This is a genomic window from Methanoculleus receptaculi (genome assembly GCF_033472595.1).
Lineage (GTDB): Archaea > Halobacteriota > Methanomicrobia > Methanomicrobiales > Methanoculleaceae > Methanoculleus > Methanoculleus receptaculi.
This window is the reverse complement of sequence record NZ_CP137642.1, coordinates 376,580-394,054: the sequence shown is the minus strand read 5'-3', so window position 1 is coordinate 394,054 and position 17,475 is coordinate 376,580. Positions and strand designations below refer to the sequence as shown.

The 17,475-nt window shown below is 57.9% G+C and carries 18 protein-coding genes and 2 tRNA genes; 14 read left to right on the top strand and 6 right to left on the bottom strand.

Translation table 11 applies throughout. The annotated features are described in order from the left end of the window. The first annotated feature begins 1 nt into the window (after position 1). The 3 genes from R6Y96_RS02085 to R6Y96_RS02075 are packed head-to-tail and all read left to right on the top strand — an operon-like array spanning position 2 to position 3,257. Positions 2 to 1,387: an ATP synthase subunit B gene (locus tag R6Y96_RS02085; protein ID WP_318621844.1), complete on the top strand. Its 1,386-nt coding sequence runs from the start codon at positions 2 to 4 to the stop codon at positions 1,385 to 1,387. A 6-nt stretch (positions 1,388 to 1,393) separates the two neighbouring features. Beyond that, entirely contained in the window at positions 1,394 to 2,020 is a 627-nt protein-coding gene (locus tag R6Y96_RS02080; protein WP_318621843.1) for a V-type ATP synthase subunit D, read from the top strand. Positions 2,021 to 2,042: 22 nt separating this feature from the next. After that, the gene (locus tag R6Y96_RS02075) at positions 2,043 to 3,257 is read left to right on the top strand and encodes a phosphoglycerate kinase (protein ID WP_404810322.1); all 1,215 of its coding nucleotides are present in this window, start codon (positions 2,043 to 2,045) and stop codon (positions 3,255 to 3,257) included. Positions 3,258 to 3,409: 152 nt separating this feature from the next. Here R6Y96_RS02075 and R6Y96_RS02070 read toward each other — a convergent pair whose 3' ends face one another. The 4 genes from R6Y96_RS02070 to minD form a co-directional block, all read right to left on the bottom strand. Next, entirely contained in the window at positions 3,410 to 4,267 is an 858-nt protein-coding gene (locus tag R6Y96_RS02070; RefSeq protein WP_318621841.1) for a damage-control phosphatase ARMT1 family protein, read from the bottom strand. A 43-nt stretch (positions 4,268 to 4,310) separates the two neighbouring features. Further along, positions 4,311 to 4,384, bottom strand: a tRNA-Pro gene (locus R6Y96_RS02065). A 101-nt stretch (positions 4,385 to 4,485) separates the two neighbouring features. Next, on the bottom strand, positions 4,486 to 4,689 hold the full coding sequence (locus R6Y96_RS02060; protein ID WP_318621840.1) for a hypothetical protein: 204 nt from the start codon (positions 4,687 to 4,689) through the stop codon (positions 4,486 to 4,488). Further along, complete coding sequence (gene minD, locus R6Y96_RS02055) at positions 4,690 to 5,475, bottom strand: cell division ATPase MinD (RefSeq protein ID WP_318621838.1); 786 nt, start codon at positions 5,473 to 5,475, stop codon at positions 4,690 to 4,692. Between the two features lie 129 nt (positions 5,476 to 5,604). On the opposite strand from minD, the gene R6Y96_RS02050 reads away from it, so the two are divergent. From R6Y96_RS02050 to R6Y96_RS02040, 3 genes are all read left to right on the top strand, one after another. Continuing rightward, complete coding sequence (locus R6Y96_RS02050; RefSeq protein WP_318621837.1) at positions 5,605 to 5,973, top strand: hypothetical protein; 369 nt, start codon at positions 5,605 to 5,607, stop codon at positions 5,971 to 5,973. Between the two features lie 325 nt (positions 5,974 to 6,298). Next, complete coding sequence (locus R6Y96_RS02045; RefSeq protein ID WP_318621836.1) at positions 6,299 to 6,679, top strand: roadblock/LC7 domain-containing protein; 381 nt, start codon at positions 6,299 to 6,301, stop codon at positions 6,677 to 6,679. Beyond that, positions 6,679 to 7,320, top strand: coding sequence for a response regulator (locus R6Y96_RS02040; protein ID WP_318622457.1), 642 nt, complete (start codon positions 6,679 to 6,681; stop codon positions 7,318 to 7,320). Before R6Y96_RS02045 ends, R6Y96_RS02040 begins: the two co-directional genes overlap by 1 nt. 45 nt (positions 7,321 to 7,365) lie before the next feature. Here the strand turns inward: R6Y96_RS02040 and R6Y96_RS02035 are convergent, their stop codons facing one another. Next, complete coding sequence (locus R6Y96_RS02035) at positions 7,366 to 7,809, bottom strand: phosphate-starvation-inducible PsiE family protein (protein ID WP_318621835.1); 444 nt, start codon at positions 7,807 to 7,809, stop codon at positions 7,366 to 7,368. 193 nt (positions 7,810 to 8,002) lie between these two features. Between R6Y96_RS02035 and R6Y96_RS02030 the strand changes: the two genes are divergently transcribed. The 8 genes from R6Y96_RS02030 to R6Y96_RS01995 all read left to right on the top strand — a co-directional run bounded on the left by R6Y96_RS02030 (position 8,003) and on the right by R6Y96_RS01995 (position 16,394). Then, positions 8,003 to 8,076 (top strand) — tRNA-Lys (locus R6Y96_RS02030). A gap of 79 nt (positions 8,077 to 8,155) precedes the next feature. Continuing rightward, positions 8,156 to 8,407 (top strand): DNA-directed RNA polymerase subunit H, encoded by a 252-nt coding sequence (locus R6Y96_RS02025; protein WP_318621834.1) that lies wholly within the window; start codon positions 8,156 to 8,158, stop codon positions 8,405 to 8,407. A gap of 43 nt (positions 8,408 to 8,450) precedes the next feature. Beyond that, a complete protein-coding gene (locus tag R6Y96_RS02020) occupies positions 8,451 to 9,992 on the top strand; it encodes a DNA-directed RNA polymerase subunit B'' (RefSeq protein WP_318621832.1) in 1,542 nt (513 codons plus the stop codon). Next, positions 9,989 to 11,803, top strand: coding sequence for a DNA-directed RNA polymerase subunit B (gene rpoB / locus R6Y96_RS02015; RefSeq protein ID WP_318621831.1), 1,815 nt, complete (start codon positions 9,989 to 9,991; stop codon positions 11,801 to 11,803). The genes R6Y96_RS02020 and rpoB overlap by 4 nt, the downstream gene beginning before the upstream one ends. 21 nt (positions 11,804 to 11,824) lie before the next feature. After that, positions 11,825 to 14,473 carry a DNA-directed RNA polymerase subunit A' gene (locus R6Y96_RS02010; protein WP_318621830.1) on the top strand — a complete coding sequence of 883 codons (2,649 nt, stop codon included), beginning with the start codon at positions 11,825 to 11,827 and terminating at the stop codon, positions 14,471 to 14,473. Continuing rightward, on the top strand, positions 14,470 to 15,642 hold the full coding sequence (gene rpoA2, locus R6Y96_RS02005) for a DNA-directed RNA polymerase subunit A'' (RefSeq protein WP_318621829.1): 1,173 nt from the start codon (positions 14,470 to 14,472) through the stop codon (positions 15,640 to 15,642). The genes R6Y96_RS02010 and rpoA2 overlap by 4 nt, the downstream gene beginning before the upstream one ends. Positions 15,643 to 15,653: 11 nt before the next feature. Then, positions 15,654 to 15,941 carry a 50S ribosomal protein L30e gene (locus R6Y96_RS02000; protein WP_318621828.1) on the top strand — a complete coding sequence of 96 codons (288 nt, stop codon included), beginning with the start codon at positions 15,654 to 15,656 and terminating at the stop codon, positions 15,939 to 15,941. 3 nt (positions 15,942 to 15,944) lie between these two features. After that, complete coding sequence (locus tag R6Y96_RS01995; RefSeq protein ID WP_214021926.1) at positions 15,945 to 16,394, top strand: NusA-like transcription termination signal-binding factor; 450 nt, start codon at positions 15,945 to 15,947, stop codon at positions 16,392 to 16,394. A gap of 17 nt (positions 16,395 to 16,411) precedes the next feature. Here R6Y96_RS01995 and R6Y96_RS01990 read toward each other — a convergent pair whose 3' ends face one another. Continuing rightward, on the bottom strand, positions 16,412 to 17,473 hold the full coding sequence (locus tag R6Y96_RS01990; RefSeq protein WP_318621827.1) for a DUF1786 domain-containing protein: 1,062 nt from the start codon (positions 17,471 to 17,473) through the stop codon (positions 16,412 to 16,414). Between the last annotated feature and the right edge of the window lie 2 nt (positions 17,474 to 17,475).

Below are 17,475 nucleotides of genomic sequence, written 5' to 3'. Positions count from 1 at the left end.
AATGAAGGAGTATAGAACAATTACGCAGATTGCAGGGCCGCTGGTCTTTGTCGAGAAGACGGAACCTGTGGGCTACGGCGAACTCGTCAACATCATAACCGCTGATGGCACGGTCAAGCGCGGCCAGGTGCTGGATACAAGCGACGAGATCGTTGTTGTCCAGGTCTTCGAGGCTACGGCCGGGATTGGCAGGGATTCGGGCATCCGCTTCACGGGCGAGACAATCAAGATGCCGGTCGGCAGGGATATGCTCGGGCGTATCCTCTCGGGCGGGGGCAAACCCATCGACGGCGGCCCCGAGATCGTGCCCGAAAAGAGGCTCGATATCACCGGCGCGGCCATCAACCCCTACGCCCGCTCGTCACCCGAGGATTTCATCCAGACGGGTATCTCGACCATCGACGGCATGAACACACTGGTCCGTGGCCAGAAACTCCCGATCTTCTCTGCATCCGGTCTGCCCCACAACGATGTGGCGCTCCAGATCGCCCGGCAGGCGAAGGTGCCTGGATCGAAGGAAGAGTTTGCCGTGGTCTTTGCGGCCATGGGCATAACCCGTGAAGAGGCCAACTACTTCATGGCCGATTTCGAGAAGACCGGCGCTCTCGAGCGTTCGGTTGTCTTCCTGAACCTCGCCGACGACCCGGCTGTAGAGCGAACGATCACGCCGCGTCTTGCGCTCACAACCGCCGAATACCTTGCGTTCGATCTCGGTTACCACGTGCTTGTCATCCTGACGGATATGACCAACTACTGCGAGGCGCTCCGCCAGATAGGCGCAGCCCGTGAGGAGGTCCCCGGCCGTCGCGGTTACCCCGGCTACATGTACACCGACCTTGCGAGCATCTACGAGCGTGCCGGTATCATTAAGGGTGTCAAGGGCTCAGTGACCCAGATCCCGATCCTGACGATGCCCGGAGACGATATCACCCACCCGATCCCGGATCTGACCGGCTACATCACCGAAGGACAGATCGTGGTCAGCCGTGACCTGCACCGGAAGGGTATCTACCCTCCGATCAACGTCCTGCCTTCGCTATCCCGTCTGATGAACCTGGGTATCGGCGAGGGGCACACGCGCGAGGACCACAAGAAGGTCTCTGACCAGCTGTATGCCGCGTATGCTGAAGGTAACGACCTGCGCGGGCTTGTTGCCATCGTCGGAAAAGACGCACTCTCGGAGCGCGACCGGATGTTCCTTGAGTTCGCAGATCTATTTGAGGACCGGTTTGTCAGACAGGGTCTCTACGAGGACCGCTCGATCGAGGAGACACTTGATCTCGGCTGGGAACTGCTTGCGACACTGCCCGAAGAGCATCTCGTGCGTATCGACCGCGCAATGATCCAGAAGTACCACCCGAAATACCGGAAGAAGGCAGAGGGGTAAGCATCCATGGCGCTGCGAGACATCAAGCCGACCCGTTCTGAACTGATCAGCATCAAGCGGCGGATCACACTCTCGGAGCGCGGCTATAACATCCTCAAGATGAAGCGCGATGGGCTGATCCTGGAGTTCTTCAAGGTGCTGCAGCAGGCAAAAGACAGCCGAGGAGTCGTGGCCGAGAGGTTTACACGTGCTATGGAGATGATCGCCCTCGCAGAGACTGTCGAGGGTGCAATCGGGGTGAAGGCCGCTGCCTTCTCGGTGGCGGACGTTCCGCAGATCTCGCTCAAGAGCAAGAACATCATGGGCGTGGTTGTCCCCGAGATCGAGGCGTCATCCGTTCGGAGGAGCGTGCTTGACCGCGGCTACGGGGTTCTCGGGACTTCCGCCGCCATCGACGAGACGGCAGAGGCGTTTGAGGATCTTCTCGAAGCGATCATCGAGGCAGCGGAGATCGAGACGACGATGAAACGACTGCTCGACGAGATCGAGAGCACCAAACGTCGGGTGAACGCGCTCGAGTTCAAGGTGATCCCGGAACTTTCAGAAGCCAGAGATTTCATCAAGATGCGGCTCGACGAGATGGAGCGCGAGGAGCTCTTCCGCCTGAAAAAGATTAAGGCACGGAGCGCCTGATCTGGGAGACCGGTGATACCAGGTGGAGATCGCTACCCTTGCAGATGCTGGAAATCTGACGGGAACGGTGATGCTGAGGGTTGACTTCAACTCACCCATCGATCCCTCTACAAACCAGATCCTGGACGATAAACGGTTTCGGGAACACCTGCCAACGGTGCAGGCTCTCGAGGATACAAGACTGGTTGTCCTGACGCACCAGAGCAGACCTGGTAAAAAGGATTTCACGACACTTGAGGCACACGCGGCAAAACTGGAGCGATTGCTCGGCCGCCCCGTGACCTATGTCGATGACATCTTTGGGCGATGCGCACGTGAAACCATCAGGGGTGCGAAACGTGGGGATGTCCTGATGCTTGAGAACCTGCGGTTCGCCGCCGAGGAGAACCTGACCCTGAAGCCGGAGGAGGCGAAGAAGACACTCCTTGTAAGGAGACTGGCGTCGATGGCCGAGTTCTACGTCAACGACGCTTTCGGGACGGCTCACCGCTCACAGGCGTCGATCGTGGGGCTGCCGCTTGCGCTCCCATCGGTGGCCGGGCTCCTGATGGAGAGAGAGATCACAAACCTCTCACGTGTCTTTTCAGACGCTCCAAGGCCGGTGACGTTTGTGCTTGGCGGGACGAAGGTGGATGACTCAATCGCGGTCGCACAGAACGTCCTTGCACACGGGACGGCCGACCGGGTGATCGTGGTCGGGGTGGTCGGAAACGTCTTCCTGCTTGCGGCAGGTCACCATATCGGGCGATCCTCCGAGCGGCTGATCGAAGACCTGGGCTACCGGGCCGAGATCGAGAGGGCTAAAAAACTCCTTGAGATCCACGGTGACCGGATCGTTCTGCCCGATTCAATCGCCGTGCGCGAAGAAGGGGAGCGGGTCGACTACCCGGTGAACGCCGTCCCCGAAGACGCCCAGGTCCTCGATATCGGAACAGAGGCGATCCGGAGACTTGCTGAGGTGATAACGACGTCAGGGACGGTTGTTGTTAACGGCCCGGCCGGGTTGTTTGAGGAGGAGCCGTTCGCCCTCGGCACTTACGAGATCCTGAGGGCTGCATCCAGCGTGGAGTTCTCGGTTGTTGGTGGCGGGCACTCCGGCGCGGCCGTCGAGCGACTCGGGATCGAGGACCGGTTCACACATATCTCCACCGGTGGCGGGGCGGCGATCGAGTTCCTGACAGGGAAGAAACTGCCCGCCATTGAGGCGTTGGAGATGTCCCGGAACCTCTTCTGGTGATGGAGCTGATCGGTCCGCCGTCCCGGATCTATTTTCCAGGGCACGTTGGATGTATGGCTCACAGGTAATATGTCAGCCACCCTGGCAGGGGGACTCATCCCTCCTCATTCGTGGTTGCAGTCCCCACCGTTCCATCGGCCAGTCAGTTTGGTTCAATCACGGAGGAGAGCAACCCGGGAACCGACCGGGATGCCTATATCTGCCCCGATTGGACCGCACTTGACCGACATCAGGTAAGCCACCGGAGGGAGGTCGCGATCGTCGGAGAGAGACTCGTAGTTGGCCATACCCTTGGCGATAACGAGCGTTGCACGATCGAGAGCATCGGCAAGCGCCGGCGGGACAAGGTCGCGATTGAGACCGAGTTCGGCGATCCCGTCTGTTGTCGGGGTGAGCAGGTCGACCCGGCGATCGAGCCCGAGGGCAAGGGCATCCTCAAGGGTCGCGTCGTTTAAGATCGGTGCACCGCGGACGGCAAATGTGACATGCGACCCCGTCTTCTTGAGGCGATCGGCAAAGAGCGCATCGAAGACGATCTCGCCGCAGTTGTCGGCAAGGTAAACCACACGAGATCTGAGCGCCTCCATCGCCTCGGTATTATCGACGGTCAAGCCGGCTGCAAACTCATCACAAAAGAACTTGACAAAGTTCTCGGTGACGGTGTGCTCCACCGAACCGTAGTCCAGGGTGTTGGCGATGACCGACGCAAGCGCCAGATCGCGGAAGGTCACAAGGTCGTCGCGCACCCCTCTGCAGACCGCCATCGCCTCCATATTGTTCTCCCTCTTCAGCAACCGATATGGGTCATCGTTGCCGATCAAACGGTATGCGAGCCTGTGCACCCGGCTCGCGATGACAGGGGCGGGTAGCGGCTCCGCGGCTATGCGCTGAAGGAGATCACGGCAGGCACCGACAATCTCAGCGACACGCGCCGGATCGTCGATGCAGAGCCGGCTCTCATACTCGACCCGACTGATCAGACACTCCGTGCAGCCCGGATAGAACCTCATGCTTAAGACTATCTGGTTGTACAGACTGAAAATAGTAGTGGAATGGGGCCACTGCGATTTGAACGCAGGTCAGAAGACCCCCAGTCTCCTAGGATGGCCAGGCTACCCTATGGCCCCGTCTCAAGAGTATAGGGTTGAATTACAGATATATTTTCGCTTTCAGACCACTCCTCGCCCTGAGACTTCAGTCTCATACTTCCTAAATAAAGGGGAGATCCCTACCTCTGGGTTTTCGTGTACTCCTCCACGCTTCGTGTCAGTTGCTCCAGTTCGCTCCCGGTTATCTCCATCCTGCCGGCCAGTTCCTCCACCTCTTTGAGGAGCTGCTGGATACGCACGTACATCACGTACATGATAAACAACAGGCATACTATGATCGCCGAGAGCAGGACTATCATGAACGCATTAATATCTACAGTCATTCAAGGTTCTCTCCTGAATAATGCGCGGGCAAGCCGCTCAACGAATCTTTCCTGCACCTTCCGGGGGCTCTCCTCAACAGGGATAGCCGCCAGCGATGCCGCAACCCTTCTGAACGCTTTTGATGATTTTGACGCTGGTGATCTGACAACGACCGGCATCCTGGCCGCCGAGGCCTCTCGCACAGAGGGATCTTCAGGGATGCTGCCTATGATCGAGACGCCGAGCGCTCTCTCGATCCTTCGCTGGTTCGTGTTGCTCTTCTCCAGTGCCGCCCGGTTGAGGATGGCCCCACCGGGCGTGCCTCCAACGGTCTCCGTCAGAACCCTGACCTTGATGGCATCCACGATCGAGGCAATCTCGGGATTCACGACCAGGATGACCTCGTCCGCCGCGGTGAGCGCTAAAACCGCATCAGGGCCGATTCCGGCTGGAGCATCAAGTAGCAGGAAATCACAGATGTCGGTGAGATCACGGACCACGTCTTTGAGACGTTCTGGATCTACATCCTGGAAGCGCTGGAGTGAGAGCCCACCTGGCACGACCATGAGACCGTAGGGCCCCTCGTAGATCGCATCCTGGATCGGTGCCTCACCTGTCAAGACCTCATTCAGCGTGACCGGGGTCTCGGAGAGACCCAGCACCAGCCCGAGGTTTGCCAGGCCTATGTCTGTATCGACTACACAGGTCTCCCTCCCATACTGGGCCAGCGCCACGCCCAGGTTTGCGGTGACGGTCGTCTTTCCAGTCCCACCTTTTCCAGAGGTGATTGTATAGGCCCTGATCATCCAAAACCGTCTCAGGGATAAAGTAGTAATTGGCAGACTTAAACTTATTTGTTTGAGTCTTCTCGCTGAAGGACTTAAATCTAAATTGCACGCCAGCATATAGCAGTTTTCTTCAAGTTCCCTCAGACTGTGCCCGGATTTGGTGAAACCCTGCAAGAACAGATCTCCCACGGGATCCGCATCGCCGCAGACCACCTCCCTGCCCTGGAACGGCATATTATCCTTCAGGACACACACCCGCCCGGCGCTACCGCGGCCTCCTCCCGCCCCCTTCCCGGTGAAGACGGACACGATCGATGCCACCGGACGGTTAACGACGAGGAGCATGAAGAGGAGGGCAAATACAGGACGCAAGAGGTTCGAAGCCCAAAAGCGAAACAACCCGGGTTCCTGACGCTGGACGAGATGCTCCTGATGCTTGCCGAGGTGAATAAATTCCTCAAAAAACAGAACCGCACGGCGGTGGGCAACACAACTCTCGCATTTTTATGTAAATGACTGGAGCATCCTCATACAAACCCTGGCCATCCCGGATCCGGATGGAAGGAGGTGCTCGGCGATGCCACACCCCTGGAATTCGTCCACGGAGGGGTTTATCAAACCAGGGTTGAAGGCTGTGACGCAACTTCATGAACTTCGCAAAAGAACTCCAAATTTCGGGACGCTTTCTTATGGCGATTATAAGCAACCGCCGCATTTCCGGATTCTATCACAGCCTGCGGATATTGGTTTGAGGACCTCTAACCCGGTGGTGTGGTAATTCGATATTCATATATGGTGCAACGCAGATATTTCAATGCGTTAAGAGCAGGGGTAAAATCAGATGAGCAGTCATCCCTTCGCAGAAGAGAACATTCGGAGGTATATTGATGAGATCCGGTCCGTCACCGGCGTTGCCGCGGTCGCTCTTGTATCCTGCGAGGGAACTATTATCGGCAAGCACTTCCCCGAGGGGAGCATTACGTCATCTATTTTTGCAGCAATGAGTGCAACTGTCCTTGCATCGGCCGAAGCGGTCTGCGCGACTGTAGGTATAGATCGGCCATCGCTGGTTACCATCTCCTCAAACGGCGCTGCAATCCTTATCGTGGGTATCGACGAGGTCACTCTGATAACAGCGGTGATCGATAAGCCTGCAGATCTTCCCGGATTAGAGAGAGAACTGCTTGATATAGCAGCCAGGATCAGAGAGGAGGCGGCATGATGTATACAATACTGATAGTCGACGACAGTCCAATGATCGTCGATGTTTTCGCGACCATGCTGGAACGTGGGGGTTATAAGCCAATAACCGCTTTAAGCGGAGAAGAGTGCCTTGAAGTTCTTAAGACGACACCTCCGGATCTGATACTTCTGGATATCATGATGGAACCTATGGACGGATGGGAGACGCTCGAAAAGATCAAAGCCAACCCCGAAACACGTAACATCCCGGTTCTCATGCTGACCGCAAAACCTCTCACCCCAGAGGAGGCAAACGAATACGGTCCATACATCGAGGACTACATACTCAAGCCAACCACCCACCATCAGCTCTACGAGGCCATCGGGCGCGTGCTGACACGCCGGCACTCCATCGCCGCCGATATCGAACGAGCACGCGAAGACGGTGTTGATTCCAGGCTTATTGATGAGTACGAACGCCTCTCAAAGAGCGTCGATATCAACCGCCGCCTCTTAAAGATCCTTGAGACAACCTACAACATCAGGGATGCCCGCGCCGGCGTGGGTGAGGAGATAACAAGAGCCATAAAGAGTATGGCTACAAGCATCAAGATCCAGGAAGAGCGACTGAATCAGATACGCGCCCAGATCAAGTCACTATCGGGGGAACAGGAAGCCTGAACCAGGGGCACGCCTTATAGAGCCCTCATCTCCCCGCGTCCAGAATTAACCTACATCCAGGTAGGTTTCCTGGCGTTCCTGCTTCCCGATATAAACGATTGCGATCGTCAGCACCAAAATCGCCGCGAGAGTCATGCCAATCTCGGCAGGTTCGTGGACTTCTACCCCGAAGATCAACACCCGCCGCACCATCGCAGTGACCCCCGCAATCAGGATCGGCGTTACCAGCACTTTTTTTGTCCTGAAATATGCTGTCACCGTCTCCAGGATCTCCACCAGGATAAGGGTCAAAAGTAGCGCATGAAGCACCTCGAGGGCACCCTGCATCGTGTCTTCGGCGTGAATGAGAGCCACCATCTGGAGAAGAACGTCATATAACGATACGAGCGCAAGCACGGATAGCGCGACGGCGATGAGGAGGTAGATGCACTGCGTAACCCACGATATAACGGGTACGGCATTTTCGGCATAGTATCGTGAGGGAATCATGGATGCACCCGGATCGGCAAAGTATGTACAAAACAGGAATGCCCGGAAGCATTAAAATATTCCGGTATGACTCGTAAAATTGAAGGATAATTGAAAGGTTTATACCATCAGACTGCAAACACTATTCCACGTCTTCAGGTAAGTTATTTATACTCTTCTCGCATTGTAATAATGCTGGATGGCAGTACGCGCGGGGCCTATAGCTCAGTTAGGTAGAGCGCCTGGCTTTTAACCAGGTGGTCGGGGGTTCAAATCCCCTTGGGCCCGTTGCCATGGGCGATGTCTATGGGTTTTAGCAAGGTGATGCATCTGATATGCAACTTTTTCGTTGATGAGGTGTAATGCGATGGGCACTTCATTGGACGTACTCAAACACGAGATGGTACCTGACCATCAGATCATGAGCGAGGATGAGGTTGCGGAACTTCTTACGACCTACCGTATATCTTTAGAGCAATTACCGAAGATCTACCACGACGATCCCGCTGTGAAGGCCATCCGGGGCGAAGTAGGAAACGTCATCCGCATCATTCGTGACAGTCGAACCGCTGGTAGGGCCGAAGCCTACCGAATAGTCGTGAAGAGACCCAAGAAATAAATTCTGAGGCCGGGAGCTGATCCATCTGTTAGACAGAAGTGTTTTGTCCAGGGCATATTTTGCGCGGGAACATGTTGCGCGCCACCAGTTAGACTCTTATAACAATTTCCTCCTGCACAACCTTCAGGAAGTCGTCGATGAACAGAGAGTCATCGAGACCGACATTGAGTCCCGTGGTAAGGGAAAAGAGGCTGTATGGGTTGAACTGGGAAGGATAGAGGTGAAGAAACCCGTCGTTCGTGAAGCGGACGGATCGCAGTCCGAGCTCTTCCCGAGTGAGGCACGCCTGCGGAACCTCACCTACGCCGCGCCCATACAACTTGAGATGACGCTCGTCCAGGGCGGAGAACCGCAGGACCCGATCGTCACCACCATCGGGCAGCTGCCGGTGATGGTGGGTTCGGCAGCCTGCAACCTCTACAGCCTGAGCGATAAAGATAGGATCGAGCATGGTGAAGACCCTCTCGATCCTGGCGGCTACTTTATCGTCAACGGCACAGAGCGGGTGCTGATGACGCTTGAGGATCTTGCCTCAAACAAGATCATGACCGAGTTCACCGAACGCTACAACGAACGGATATACGTTGCGAAGGTCTTCTCACAGTACCGTGGCTACCGCGCGCTTGTGATCGTGGAGCGGAACCGCAAGAACCTGCTAGAGGTCTCGTTTCCCTCGGTCGCCGGGCACCTCCGTTTCGTTGACCTGATGCGAGCGCTGGGGCTCCAGGGTGACCATGACATCGTCGAGGCGGTCTCAACCGATGAGGATATCCTGACCTTTATGATGCAGAACCTGGAGGAGAGCGAGTGCGACACTGTCGACGAAGGGATCATGTACGTTGGCAAGAAGCTCGCGCCCAACCAGACCCGTGACTACCAGCGCAAACGGGCCGAGTTTGTTCTTGACAACTACCTGCTCCCCCACTTAAACCACCTGATGCCGGCGGGCTTGAAAGAGGACGACCCCGGTTACAGAGCGGCGGTTGAGAGTGTCCGTCTGGCAAAAGCGCACTTCCTGGGGCGAATGGCCGAGGCCTGTTTCGACCTGGTCCTTGAGCGGCGCAGAATAGACGATAAGGACCACTACGCCAACAAACGGCTGAAACTTGCAGGAGATCTTATGGAAGACCTATTCCGGATCTCGCTCAACCGCCTGACGCGGGACGTTAAGTACCAGCTCGAGCGGGCCAGCATGCGCCATCGCGACCTCTCGATCGGCACCGCGGTGCGTGCGGACGTCCTGACAGAGAGGCTGCTTCACCCGCTTGCCACCGGCAACTGGGTAGGAGGGCGCACGGGTGTATCGCAGCTCCTGGACCGGGTCGACCACATGGCTGTCCTATCGCACCTCCGCCGCGTGATCTCCCCCCTCTCACGATCTCAACCCCATTTCGAGGCCCGTGACCTGCATCCAACCCAGTGGGGACGGATCTGTCCAAGCGAGACGCCAGAAGGGCCAAACTGTGGGCTGGTTAAGAACTTCGCCCAGATGGTCGAGATCAGCAATGGTGTCAGCAACGAAGAGGAAGTGAAGAACACTCTGTATGAGATGGGCGTTATCGCCCTGCGGAGAGAGACAGCATGAGACAGTCGCGTGTCTTTGTTGACGGAGCCCTGATTGGACTTGTAGACAACCCCCGGGACCTTGTCAGCCGGTTGCGCGAGATGCGCCGGTGCGGCAGGATCTCTTCTGAAATAAACATCTCCTACAAGGAATTCAACAACGACGTCATAGTCCACACCGACCGGGGCAGAGCACGCCGGCCGCTGATCGTGGTTCGAAAGGGTTTACCCGGGGTAACCGAAGAGGATATCGAACGCCTTCGGAACGGTGAGATCACCTTTGACGACCTTGTGCAGAAGGGTGCGATCGAGTTTGTCGATGCCGAAGAGGAGGAGGATCTCCTCATTGCCATAAACGAAAAGGATCTCACCCCCGAGCACACGCACCTGGAGATCGACCCCTCTCTCATCCTGGGTATAGGTGCAGCTCACGTTCCGTTCCCGGAGCACAATGCCAGCCCCCGTGTCACAATGGGAGCCGGGATGGTCAAACAGGCGCTCGGGTTCGGCGCAGCAAACATGAAACTCCGCCCCGATACCAGGGGGCACATGCTCCACTACGCCCAAAAACCGCTCATCTACACCCAGACCTCCGATGTCATCGGATCAGACGATCGGCCGGCAGGCCAGAACTTCGTTGTCGCCATCCTCTCCTATGAAGGGTTCAACATTGAGGACGCACTGATCATCAACCAGGCTTCCATCGACCGTGGTCTGGGGCGTTCGCACTTCTTCCGCACCTACGAGGGCGAAGAACGGCGTTACCCCGGGGGTCAGGTGGACCGGATCGAGATCCCGGACGAAGAGGTCTCTGGAGCACACGGTTCCGAATACTACGCGAACCTGGACATCGACGGTATCATCAACCCCGAGACGGTTGTCCGTGAGAAGGATGTCCTGATCGGCAAGACATCCCCACCGAGGTTCCTGGAGGAGCCTACAAGCGAGCTGATCGCCGTCGAAAAACGGCGCGATACATCGGTCACGATGCGGAGCAACGAGCACGGGATCGTGGATACGGTCATCATCACGGAGGGGGAGAACTCCTCCAGGCTGGTAAAGGTCAGGACTCGCGACCTCAGGATACCGGAGGTCGGCGACAAGTTTGCGTCCCGGCACGGCCAGAAGGGCGTCATCGGACTCATCCAGCCCGCAGCAGATATGCCCTTCACCGAGTCTGGCATGACACCTGACCTTATCATCAACCCCCACGCCGTCCCGAGCCGTATGACCATCGGGCACATGCTCGAGATGCTGAGCGGGAAGGTGGGTTCGCTCGAGGGACGCAGGATCGACGCAACGGCGTTCCGGGGTGAACGTGAGGCAGATCTACGAAAATCGCTCAAAGAACTCGGGTTTGCGCACAACGGCCGTGAAGTCATGTACGACGGTGTCACCGGGCGGCAGTTTGCGGCAGATATCTACATCGGCGTCATCTACTACCAGAAACTCTACCACATGGTCTCAAGCAAGATGCATGCACGCTCGCGCGGTCCGGTGCAGGTTCTCACCCGCCAGCCTACCGAAGGCCGTGCTCGTGAGGGAGGGCTCCGGTTCGGTGAGATGGAGCGTGATGTGATGATTGGCCACGGCGCGGCCATGGCGCTCAAAGAACGACTCCTCGATGAGTCGGATAAGGTGACCCAGTGGGTCTGTGCGAAATGCGGTATGGTGGCGATGGTCGACCGGAAGAGGAAGGTTACCCGCTGTCTTACCTGCGGCAGCGAAACCGATATATACCCCGTCGAGATGAGCTACGCGTTCAAGCTTCTCCTCGACGAGATGAAGAGCATGGGCATCGCTCCCCGCCTGAGGCTCGAAGATATGGTATAATATGGGGGGCAGTTTCAAACCATGACCAGTCCTAAACGTGTTGGAAAGATCGAGTTCGGACTCCTCTCACCGAAGGAGATCCGCAAGATGAGCGTTCGAAAGATCATCTGGGCGGACACCTATGACGATGATGGGTTTCCCTACCCGCAGGGGCTGATGGACCTCAGCCTTGGTGTCATCGACCCGGGTCTCCGCTGCAAGACCTGCGACCAGAAGGCGGCCGACTGTCCAGGCCATTTCGGTCACATCGAACTTGCAAAACCCGTAATCCATGTAGGCTACACCCGGTTGATCCGTAAACTCCTGCGTGTAACCTGCAGGTCGTGTTCAAGGCTGCTGATGACCGCTGAAGAGGTCGAAAAGATCGTCGGCACCGAAGAGAGCGACCTCACGGCAGAGGTTGTCTCTGAGAAGGATATCAAGAAAGAGCGGGTCTGTCCCCACTGCGGCGAACAGCAGCTCAAGATCAACTTTGAGAAACCCACCACCTTCTCCGAGGTCTTTCTGGAAGACGGCAGAAAGATCGAGCACAAACTGACCCCCGCCGACATACGCGCACGCCTAGAGAAGATCCCGGACGAAGACCTGCGTGCTCTCGGGATCAACCCGGACGTCGCGAGACCGGAGTGGACTATCCTCACCGTTCTCCCCGTTCCACCGGTCACGATGCGCCCCTCGATCATCCTTGAGAACGGGCAGCGGTCCGAGGATGACCTGACCCACAAACTCGTGGATATCATAAGGATCAACCAGCGGTTCAAAGAGAACCAGGATGCCGGCGCACCCCAGCTCATCATCGAAGACCTCTGGGAACTCCTGCAGTACCATGTCACAACCTACCTCGATAACGAGGTGGCAGGTTGCCCGCCCGCCCGGCACCGGAGCGGCCGACCCTTAAAGACCCTCTCACAGAGGCTCAAGGGGAAGGAAGGGCGGTTCCGCGGTTCTCTCTCGGGCAAACGTGTCAACTTCTCGGCCCGTACCGTGATCGCACCTGACCCTAACCTCTCGATCACCGAGGTTGGAATCCCGCTCGCCATCGCAAACGAGATGACCATCCCCGTCAGGGTGACGCCGTTCAACATCGAGGAGATGCGGCAGTACGTCCTGAACGGCCCCGAACGCCACACAATCCGGTCGCCATGCGGCGCAAACTACGTCATCCGGCCTGACAACCGGCGGATACGGCTCTCGGAGGTGAACCTGGAGACGGTCACGGAGATGCTCGAGCCTGGCTGGACGGTGGAGAGGCAGATCAAAGACGGAGATATAGTCCTCTTCAACCGACAGCCCTCACTGCACCGGATGAGCATCATGGCGCACCGGGTTGTCGTGATGGATGGGAAGACGTTCCGGCTGAACCCAGCCGTCTGCCCACCCTACAACGCCGATTTCGACGGTGACGAGATGAACCTGCACATCCCGCAGACTGAAGAGGCGCGGGCCGAGGCCGAGATCCTGATCGCGGTACAGGCAAACATTCTCTCACCGCGAACCGGCGGCCCGATCATCGGCGGGATACATGACCACGTGTCGGGAATCTTCCTCCTGACTCACAAAACCCGCCACTTCGACAGGGCAACGGCACTCTACCTCACCCGAAACCTTCCCCTCGACCACCTGCCCGAACCCGCAGCAAAGGACGGGGATGGGAACCCACTCTGGACAAACAAACAGGTCTTCTCGCTCATCCTCCCCGACGATCTGAACATGATCTTTAGGGCTTCGTCATGCCAGAACTGCGAGACGTGCCGGCGGGAACTCTGTGAGAACGACGCATACGTCCGGATCGCCGATGGCAACCTGCTCTCAGGAACCATCGACAAGAAGGCAATCGGTGCGTTTGACGGCCAGATCCTGCACCGGATCATAAGGCAGCACGGAATGAAGAGAGCGGCCAGGTTCATCGACGACGTGACCAAACTCTCGATCCAGGCGATCATGCTGGAAGGGTTCTCGTTCGGCATCGATGATGAAGACCTCTCCAGGACGGAGTACGGGCAGATCGAGGAGGTGCTCAACAACGCCATCACCGATGTCGAGCGCCGGATAAGGATCTACAACGAGGGGCAGCTTGAGCCCATGCCAGGCCGGACGCTTGAGGAGACGCTTGAGATGCAGATCATGCAGGTGCTCGGCAAGGCCCGTGACCGCACCGGTGAGATTGCCGGCCAGCGCCTGGGGACGGCTAACAGCGCTGTCGTGATGGCAGTCTCGGGAGCACGCGGATCGATGCTGAACCTGACCCAGATGGCCGGATGTCTCGGCCAGCAGTCGGTTCGCGGCGAGCGGATCATGCGTGGTTACGATGAGCGGACGCTGCCCCACTTCCGGCGCGGCGATCGCGGTGCTGAGGCGCATGGGTTCATCATTAACAGCTACAAAAGCGGTCTCTCCCCAACGGAATTCTTCTTCCACGCCATCGGCGGACGTGAGGGTCTTGTGGACACAGCCGTCAGGACGTCTCAGAGCGGTTATCTCCAGCGGAGGATGATCAACGCCCTGCAGGACCTCAAGGTCGCCTACGACGGCACTGTCCGGACTACCGGCGGCCGGATCATCCAGTTCCGTTACGGCGAGGACGGTACCGACCCTGCAAAGAGCAGTTACGGCGCCCCTGTGGACGTTAAGGGTATCGTGGAGAGCGTGTTGAGGGAGGAGGTCAAATGAACAGCGAGATGGAACGGGAGATCGACGCCCTCGATCTGCCTTACCGGACACGGGAGGACCTGAAGGCAAGTCTCGCGGGGAAGGAGATCACAGCGGAGCAGTTCGAGCGGATTGTGGAGATGGTCTCCAACGAGTACCAGAAAAGCCGGATCGAGCCCTGCGAGGCGGTAGGTGTTGTGGCAGCGCAGTCGATAGGTGAGCCTGGCACCCAGATGACGATGCGTACATTCCACTACGCGGGTGTGGCCGAGATCAACGTCACGCTGGGTCTCCCCCGCCTGATCGAGATCATGGACGCCAGGCGCGAACCGAGCACCCCGACGATGGCTGTCTACCTGCTGGATGACTGGGCGTTCGATCGCGACCGCGCCCGCGAGGTGAGCTGGCAGATTGAGGCCGCGCCGCTCCATGAGTTCGGGGACATCACCATCGATATGGAGAATATGCAGGTTCTTGTTCTGTTGAACAGGGCGGTCTGTGACCGGCGAAAGATCGCAGTGGAGGAGATCATCGAAGCGGCGCCGAGAAAGATCCGGGAACGGCGGCATTACCGTGATTTTGAGGTTGAGGCCGACCCGAAAAAGCCTTCGATAACATTCACCCCGAAAAATCAGGAGAGTTACCAGAACCTCTTTCAACTTGCGGAACACGTCAGGAACGTCATCGTTCAGGGCATCGATGATATCGAGCGGGTCGTTGTCAGAAAAGAGGGGGGAGAGTATATCCTTTATACTGAGGGCTCCAACCTAAAGGATGTCTTCGAAGTCGAAGGAGTCGACACTTCCCGCACCCGGAGCAACAACATCAGCGAGATCGCCGATGTGCTCGGCATCGAGGCCGGCCGGAATGCAATCATCCAGGAGGCCCTGAACACCCTGAACGAGCAGGGTATCGGCGTCGATGTCCGTCATATCATGCTCGTTGCGGATATGATGTGCATGGACGGCGAGGTCAAGCAGATCGGCCGCCATGGTATCGCCGGGGAGAAGGAGAGTGTCCTTTCCCGGGCTGCATTCGAAGTGACGGTCAACCATCTGCTGGATGCGGCAATCACGAACGAGGTGGACGAACTGAACGGCGTTACCGAGAACGTTATCGTGGGCCAGCCCATTCAGCTTGGCACCGGTGATGTGAAACTCATCGCAAAACCATTAAACCTGAAAAACTAGGAGAAATCGTAATGGACTTTAATGCTTCACTCCGTAAAGCCGTGAAGACTGGTACAGTGTTTCTGGGCCGGAACAGGACCCGGGAATGCATTGAAGAGGGCAAGGCCAGACTGGTTGTTGTGGCCGAGAACAGCCCTGAATCCGTCAAAAATATGGTGAGTGGGATCGATATCCCTGTCTACGTCTACGAAGGATCGAGTGTCCAGCTCGGAAAGGCCTGCGGCAGGCCCTATGTCGTCAGCGCCCTTGCCGTGGTCGAGCCGGGCGAGTCCGATATCCTGAACGCCGTGAGAGTGTAGATGATGCCGCAGGTCACGCTGACTGAGGAGTGTATGCGCCTGATCTCCCAGTTCGAAAGCCTCACCGGCGCAGGCAGCCGCGATTGCGTGGTTGATAACCGCAACGAGCGACTCATCTTCGTGATAAATCCAGGGGATATGGGACTTGCCATCGGCAAGGGTGGATCCAGCATCAAGAAGGCTTCCGAGGTTATGGGGAAGCGCATCGAGGTTGTGGAGTATTCCACCGACCCAGCACAGTTCATCCGGAACTGTTTCCTTCCTGCCAGGGTCACCGATATCGAGTTCGATACGGACGAAGAGAGCCGGCGGATCGCCCGCATCGAGGTCCGGGACGAGGATCGGGGGCTTGCCATCGGCAAGGCGGGGAAGAACATCTTCAAGGCAAAGGTACTCGCGCAGCGCCAGCATGACATCGACGATGTTGTGCTGATGCAGAGTGAGACCGCCTGAACACCCCTTTTTCTGCGTTACCCCTCTCTTCTCTCCCGGAACACTTTCCAGAGATAGACGAGCCCGAAGCAGCCAGATAGCATCATATCCCCGAACGGCGCCGCCTGGTAAGCCTTCGGCAGCAGTCGGAGACGGTTCGGCCCGGTGACCACAACGGCATCGGTTGTAAGGGGTTTCCTGACCGCCGCCCCGTGACCGCCATCATCAAAGACCTCCTCTGTGGTCAGGGTGCCATCGGCAAGCCGCCGGATGTAGTGGTGGAGTTTCTCGGGGTTGAGTGCGCCGGTGTGGTGCTCGAAGAGCCCATGGATCTCGCTCCCCTTCAGGGTAAAGCAGAGTGTGTGGCCGTTACCGGCGTTGACCAGGGTCACCCCAGTGCGGGCCAGACGCCTGACCACTGGGTCGCAGAGCGCCCCGATGAGGGCGACAGGGCCGGTATCTGTGACGAGTGCCTCCGGTGCCTGGCGCCGGACTGCCTGCATCCGGGTCATATCTGGGAGCGGGGGATCTGAGACCAGCGAGAGGATCTCCCAGCCCCCCGCGTTAAGCCGTTCCCGCATAAGTTCGAACCGCTGTATGCGGTTGCTCCGGTGCGGTGAGTAACCGTGGTCCTGGACGGCTACCGCGACGTTCTCCGGGTAACCCACACCGAAGAGGGCGAGAGCCTGCCTGAGCTCCTGCTCCATGTAATCGGTGGTGTGGACGGTCACCGCATCCGGGGGAGGAACGGTGCGGATCTCAACACCCAGCGCCCGCACACGCTCCATGTTGTCGTGGATGGTCGCTGCCGCATCCGGTGCGGCATAGACGGGGAGGCCTCGGGAGAGGTGCTCCCGCAGGGCGCCGGTGTTTGCGCCGCCGCCCATCAGGAACCCCTCCAGGAAGACCGGGCGGCCGGCTGCGGTCGCCTCGCGGATCCTCTCCGCCACGATCACGGTCGGAGAGGGGAGAACCAGTTTGATGCTGTTCTCAATCACCCGGCCGGGTTCGTAGACCAGGATATCCTGAGTGCCCCGACCGACGTCGATCGCGACGAGCGGGGTGTTCAGTTCGATCACGTATGGCCTCGCATTAGACACAC

Coding starts and splice junctions, on each gene's coding strand:
- minD (WP_318621838.1), bottom strand. CDS start 5,475: ATGATCAGGGCCTATACAATCACCTCTGGAAAAGGTGGGACTGGAAAG.
- R6Y96_RS02085 (WP_318621844.1), top strand. CDS start 2: ATGAAGGAGTATAGAACAATTACGCAGATTGCAGGGCCGCTGGTCTTT.
- R6Y96_RS02080 (WP_318621843.1), top strand. CDS start 1,394: ATGGCGCTGCGAGACATCAAGCCGACCCGTTCTGAACTGATCAGCATC.
- rpoA2 (WP_318621829.1), top strand. CDS start 14,470: ATGAACAGCGAGATGGAACGGGAGATCGACGCCCTCGATCTGCCTTAC.
- rpoB (WP_318621831.1), top strand. CDS start 9,989: ATGAGACAGTCGCGTGTCTTTGTTGACGGAGCCCTGATTGGACTTGTA.
- R6Y96_RS02040 (WP_318622457.1), top strand. CDS start 6,679: ATGTATACAATACTGATAGTCGACGACAGTCCAATGATCGTCGATGTT.
- R6Y96_RS02060 (WP_318621840.1), bottom strand. CDS start 4,689: ATGACTGTAGATATTAATGCGTTCATGATAGTCCTGCTCTCGGCGATC.
- R6Y96_RS02035 (WP_318621835.1), bottom strand. CDS start 7,809: ATGATTCCCTCACGATACTATGCCGAAAATGCCGTACCCGTTATATCG.
- R6Y96_RS02000 (WP_318621828.1), top strand. CDS start 15,654: ATGGACTTTAATGCTTCACTCCGTAAAGCCGTGAAGACTGGTACAGTG.
- R6Y96_RS02070 (WP_318621841.1), bottom strand. CDS start 4,267: ATGAGGTTCTATCCGGGCTGCACGGAGTGTCTGATCAGTCGGGTCGAG.
- R6Y96_RS02010 (WP_318621830.1), top strand. CDS start 11,825: ATGACCAGTCCTAAACGTGTTGGAAAGATCGAGTTCGGACTCCTCTCA.
- R6Y96_RS02025 (WP_318621834.1), top strand. CDS start 8,156: ATGGGCACTTCATTGGACGTACTCAAACACGAGATGGTACCTGACCAT.
- R6Y96_RS02045 (WP_318621836.1), top strand. CDS start 6,299: ATGAGCAGTCATCCCTTCGCAGAAGAGAACATTCGGAGGTATATTGAT.
- R6Y96_RS01995 (WP_214021926.1), top strand. CDS start 15,945: ATGCCGCAGGTCACGCTGACTGAGGAGTGTATGCGCCTGATCTCCCAG.